The organism is Methylobacterium sp. B1 (assembly GCF_000333255.1).
Classification (GTDB): Bacteria; Pseudomonadota; Alphaproteobacteria; order Rhizobiales; family Beijerinckiaceae; genus Methylobacterium; species Methylobacterium fujisawaense.
Genome location: NZ_BACT01000741.1, coordinates 1 through 1,798 on the forward strand (window position 1 = coordinate 1; position 1,798 = coordinate 1,798).

Genomic DNA, 1,798 nt, shown 5'->3' on the forward strand with positions numbered 1-1,798 from the left:
GCGGCGGGAGAGTGCGCCTGGCTGGCGAACCCGCATTGATACGCGATCAGGCCGACCGGCACGACGCCGTTGACCGGATCGGCCAGCTTCGCGTGCGCCAATTGCAGACGGCGCTCCCACATCCAGTCCATCAGTGCGATGTTCTCCGCGCTGGCCACCTCCTGAAGCCGGCGGACACAAGGATCTCGGGCCGCGCATCGTCCCGATCGTCGCCGACGAGGCCCGGACCTTCGGCATGGCCAACCTGTTCCGGCAGGTCGGTATCTACGCGCCGCAGGGCCAGCTCTACGAGCCGGAGGATGCCGGCTCGATGCTTTACTACCGCGAGGCCCGGGACGGTCAGCTCCTGGAGGAAGGCATCACCGAGGCCGGGGCGATCTCGTCCTGGACGGCGGCGGCCACGGCCTACAGCGTCCACGGCCTGTCGATGCTGCCGTTCTACATCTACTACTCGATGTTCGGCTTCCAGCGGGTCGGCGACCTGATCTGGGCGGCGGCCGACCAACGGGCCCGCGGCTTCCTGATCGGTGCCACGGCGGGCCGGACCACGCTGGGCGGCGAGGGCCTTCAGCACCAGGACGGGTCGAGCCACATGCAGGCGGCCGCGATCCCGAACTGTCGGGCCTACGATCCGGCCTTTGCGTACGAGATGGCGGTGATCGTCGACCGGGGCGCCCGGGCGATGATGGAGGAGGGCGAGGACGCCTTCTACTACCTCACCGCGATGAACGAGAACTACGCCCAGCCCTCCATGCCGCAGGGGGCGGAGGCCGGGATCCTGAAGGGCATGTACCGGCTGTCGGGGCCGGAGGCCGGGCAAGGGACGGGCGCTGCCGCCGTGCGGCTTCTTGGCTCCGGGGCGATCCTGCCGGAGGTGATCGCGGCGGCGGAACTGCTCGCGCAGGATTTCGGCGTCGCCACCGAGGTGTTCAGCGTGACGAGCTTCAGCGAGCTGGCCCGCGACGCCCGCGAGGCCGAGCGGCAGGCGATGCTCAACCCGGAAGCCGAGGCGCCGGTCAGCCACGTGGCGGCGCTGCTGCCGGGCACGGCGCCCATCGTCGCGGCGAGCGACTACGTCCGGGCCTACCCGCAGCTGATCGCCTCCTATGTCGGCGCGCGCTTCGTCGCCCTCGGGACAGACGGGTTCGGGAGGAGCGACACCCGTAACGCGCTCCGCCGGTTCTTCGAGGTCGACCGGCAGCACGTGGTCATCGCGGCGCTGCACGCCCTGGCGGAAGCCGGGACGGTGCCGCGCGCCACGGTGGCGGACGCGATCCGCCGCTACGGCATCGCGGCGGACGCGCCCGCGCCCTGGACGATCTGAGGCCAACCGGCGAACCCACCCGCGACCTCATCCTGAGGTGCGCGCGCAGCGCGCCTCGAAGGAGCTCTCCAGCCGGCCGTGCGATCCCTGGAGCCCTCCTTCGAGGCCTCCGCTGCGCTCCGGCACCTCAGGATGAGGGCGTGGCTGGGAGATCCGGCGCGTCGACGACATCGCGCTTCTCTTCCCCTGCCCGCACGCGGACAGGCCGTCACAGCCTTCCAGCAACCGGAATTCCACCCGCATGAGCGCCGCGCTGCAGATCGCCCTTCCGGATATCGGCGACTACCGGGACGTGCCGGTCATCGAGCTTCTGGTGAAGCCCGGCGACCGCCTCGCGGTGGACGACCTGATCCTCAGCATCGAGTCCGACAAGGCCACCATGGAGGTTCCTTCCCCGGTCGGCGGCATCGTCGCGAGTTGCTGGTCTCCGTGGGGTCGAAGGGGCCGGAAGGAACCCCGATCCTGACGGTGGAA

Annotated in this window: 2 pseudogenes; both read left to right on the forward strand. The window is 70.5% G+C overall.

Going from position 1 to position 1,798, the window contains the following annotated elements:
- Positions 1-175: 175 nt before the first annotated feature.
- Positions 176-1,324, forward strand: a pseudogene (locus I53_RS21780) (pyruvate dehydrogenase (acetyl-transferring), homodimeric type); the annotation flags it as partial.
- A gap of 241 nt (positions 1,325-1,565) precedes the next feature.
- A pseudogene (locus I53_RS21785) lies at positions 1,566-1,798 on the forward strand (biotin/lipoyl-containing protein); the annotation flags it as partial.